This is a genomic window from Burkholderia sp. E168m23 (assembly GCF_016586125.1).
In the GTDB taxonomy this organism is placed as follows: domain Bacteria; phylum Pseudomonadota; class Gammaproteobacteria; order Burkholderiales; family Burkholderiaceae; genus Burkholderia; species Burkholderia orbicola.
Genome location: NZ_BCPP01000759.1, coordinates 1 through 3,581, shown reverse-complemented (window position 1 = coordinate 3,581; position 3,581 = coordinate 1). Strand labels below are relative to the sequence as shown.

The window sequence follows — 3,581 nt, the reverse complement described above, 5'->3', positions numbered from 1 at the left end:
GTCTGACGTAAAGCACTACGAATATCTCTTTCTCGGTGGCGGAAAGGGGGGGAAAACTCTCGCGATGGATATGGCGCGCCAGGGGAGGCGCGTAGCACTCATCGAGCGCGGAATGATCGGCGGGTCGTGCATCAATGTCGCCTGCATTCCAAGCAAAACGTTGATTCAAAACGCTCGGCAGGTTCACGGATGGCGCGAAGCGGCCGGTGATGCATCGATCATGGCCGATATGGCGAACGTGTCCGAAAATGTGCGCGGTGTCGTCGACGGCATGATAAAGATCAATCGTGCGGCCTTCGAAAAGTCTGGTCTGGATCTGATCACCGGCACCGGTCGCTTCATTGCACCTCGTACGATCAGCGTCCGCACAGAAGACGGAAGCGAAGCAATCTACGAGGGCGAGAACGTTTACATCAATACGGGTACGGTTGCTCAGATTCCGAACGTGCCCGGCTTGCGCGACGCGCAGCCGCTGACCCATGTCGAAGCACTCCGCCTCGACGAACTTCCTGAGCATATCGTAGTGATTGGTGGCGGTTACATCGGTCTGGAAATGTCGCAGGCCTTTCGTCGGCTCGGGAGCGCTGTCACGCTGATCCACGATGCGCCGCGTGTCGCGATGCGAGAAGACGAGGATGTCAGCCGCGAAATCCAGCAAGCGCTCGAGGCGGACGGAATCAAGCTCGAACTCCAATCCCGAATTGCGAACGTTCGCGGGACAAGTGGCCAGCAAGTTACCATCGAGCTTGCTGATGGCCGTGTCGTCGAGGGGTCACACTTGCTAGTCACTACCGGTCGCAAGCCACAGACTGATGCAATTGGTCTCGACCTTGCGGGTGTGGAGGTGGATGGGCGCGGGATCATCAAGGTCGACGAAAAGCTGGCGACGACAGCCCCGCGCACATGGGCAATTGGCGAGATCGCGGGTACGCCGATGTTCACTCATGCGTCGTTTGATGACTATCGGGTGCTGAAGGCCGGCATCGAGGGGCGTTCCGTCAGTACTGCTAATCGTACGATCCCGTATGCACTCTTCATTGATCCGGAACTGGGTCGTGTCGGCCTGAACGAGGCCGATGCCAGGGCCGAGGGGATCTTAGTACGTGTCGCGAAGCTGCCCATGGCGGCGGTTCCTCGGGCCCGTACGAACGGGAACACGCGCGGTTTCATGAAGGCGCTGATTCACCCTGAGACTGATCGAATCCTCGGTTTTACGATGGTCGGTGCAGGTGCTGGCGATGTGACGACCGCCGTCCAGATGGCGATGCTTGGAGGCCTATCCTACCGAGCGGTTCGTGACTCGATTATCGCGCATCCGCTTTTGTCTGAAGGCCTCAATCTATTGTTTGCCACGCTCGACTGAATTGGCGAACAAGTTTGAAATGCCTGCTTTGCGCCCCAGAGTTCGTAAGGAAAGAGATGAGCGATTTTTCGCCCGATCAATAAAGAGAAGTATCGGGATGGAATTTTCTAAACCTAAGAGTCTGGGGCGTGGAAATTCGACAGAAGGTTATATTGGGCGTGCACAGGATCTGTGCTGTCGGAGGTGTCTGATAAGAGTGGTCCACTCGAGACTGTGGCAAGGTCAATAGTTCACCGATTACCTTTTGCTGAGTCGGTGAGTTAGAGCCTCTTGGTCGGATCTATCTCGCAGGCAAGTACCTTCCTGATCCAATGATAGTGAGGGATCTCGATCCTCGAGTCATCGCAACATAAAGTTCTTTTGCATCAAGCGCATCGGCATCGAGGATGACTGCATGGTCGTATTCCAAACCCTTAACCAATAGTGTTGTCCCAATGAGCTTTGGATGATTAATAGGTCGCCCAGTGTTGACCTGCCCCCGGTTTTAGTCCGAACTGCAGTTAGAGTCCGAGGTTAAAAACTGCTGCTTCGCGTCGTGCGCCCGGGCGAACTGCGCAGGCGTCAGATAGCCGAGCGAACTATGAGGCCGCTCGGTGTTGTACTCGATACGCCATTCCTCAATCAGCTGCTTGGCGTGGCGCATTGAGACGAACCAGTGCTCGTTCAGGCATTCGTCGCGGAACCGCCCGTTGAAGCTCTCGATATAGGCATTCTCCACCGGCTTGCCAGGCCGAATGAACGACAGCGTGACGTCGGCTTCGTAGGCCCATGCATCCAGCACCTTACCAGCGAACTCCGGCCCGTTGTCGACCGTGATGGATGCGGGTAAGCCTCGCATCTCCTTGAGCCGCTCGAGCACTTGCTGCACGCGTAGGCCCGGCAATGAAGTATCGACCTCGATGGCCAAGCACTCGCGCGTGTAGTCGTCGACCACGTTCAGGCATCGAAACCGCCGACCATAGGCCAGCCCGTCAGAAACGAAGTCCATCGACCAGCTCTGATTCGGGCCTGTTGGTAACGGTAGCGGCGTGCGCTCGACAGCCGCAATACGCTTGCGTCGCCGCTTGCGCACGCTCAGTCCCGCCTTGCTGTACAGGCGCCAGATGCGCTTGTGGTTGGCGAAGCAGCCATCCCGCTGCAACAGCACGTGAATCCGGCGATAGCCGTATCGGCGTTTCTGCGCGGCGATGGCCATCATCCGGCCAGTCAGCGCTTCGTCATCAACTCGGCGGCGTGATTCGTAGTGGAACAGCGAGCGCGAAATCCCTACCAGCCCGCAGGCCCGGGTAACACCCATGGCACGTTCGGTCATCAATATCCGGACCGCTTCGCGCTTGGCCTGCGGGCTTGCTACTTTCGAGCCAGCAGGTCCTTCAGCGCGGCGTTGTCGAGCATCGATTCGGCCAACAGACGCTTGAGCTTGCTGTTCTCCTGCTCCAGTTCCTTCAGGCGCTGCGCTTCGGAGACCGTCATCCCGCCGAACTTCGCTTTCCAGTTGTAGTAGGTCGCTTCCGAGATGCCGTACTTGCGGCACAGCTCCGCTGGCTTCAAGCCAGCCTCGGCTTCCTTCAAGATGCCGATGATCTGTTCTTCGGTGAATCGCTTTTTCATTGCCGTTCCTCTCTGGAACGGACTCTACACCGTCACCGTACTAAACGCGGGGAGCAGGTCAGTGTGCCTCATTTCGCGCTGGTACAGGTTCACGGCCTCCAATAGGGTTGTCGCTTCTCCGTCAATGTGGATCTTCAGTACATTGAGGAAGCGGTACAGCAGATCGCGACGGTAAGCTGATGTCTCAGGATTGGCCATTAACGCCAAGAAGAGTGACTTGAGATGGCCGCTTGTTGGTGTGGTCAGGTACCGGCCTCGACCTGCAGGGTGTTGTCCCGAACGACACACCGCCCCCCGCTGTAAACCTCGATTGGCCACCCCACGATCTCGCGTCCCTCATACGGCGTATCCGCACTCAAGCCGGTTACCCTGTCCGACTTCGGAAAGGTTTGACGTATCGGCATACTTGAGAAGATTGTGATGAACACTGTCACGCCTGCCCTTCGAGTACATCGCTCGTAAATTAGTGGGCTCGTCTGAACTGGGCAGTTTCAAGCACCGACGAGTTTCTTGACATGAAACATCACCTTCGCTGCGACTTCAAATAGATCGTGTGCAGTAATCCGATTCTCTTCTGATATCTGGAATATCTTGTCGTGCTTGCCAA

Annotated in this window: 2 protein-coding genes; one reads left to right on the top strand and one right to left on the bottom strand. The window is 56.9% G+C overall.

What is annotated here, in order from left to right:
- Nucleotides 1–1,363, top strand: a 1,363-nt coding sequence (locus tag JMF90_RS29045) for an FAD-dependent oxidoreductase (protein WP_201325753.1), incomplete at its 5' end; no start/stop codon positions are given.
- Between the two features lie 484 nt (nucleotides 1,364–1,847).
- Here the strand turns inward: JMF90_RS29045 and JMF90_RS29040 are convergent.
- Nucleotides 1,848–2,974, bottom strand: a protein-coding gene (locus JMF90_RS29040) for an IS3 family transposase (RefSeq protein ID WP_125381629.1) whose coding sequence is annotated in 2 segments (ribosomal slippage) — nucleotides 1,848–2,734 and nucleotides 2,734–2,974 — 1,128 coding nt in all. Because the reading frame shifts where the segments join, the coding sequence is not laid out codon by codon here.
- Nucleotides 2,975–3,581: the final 607 nt, after the last annotated feature.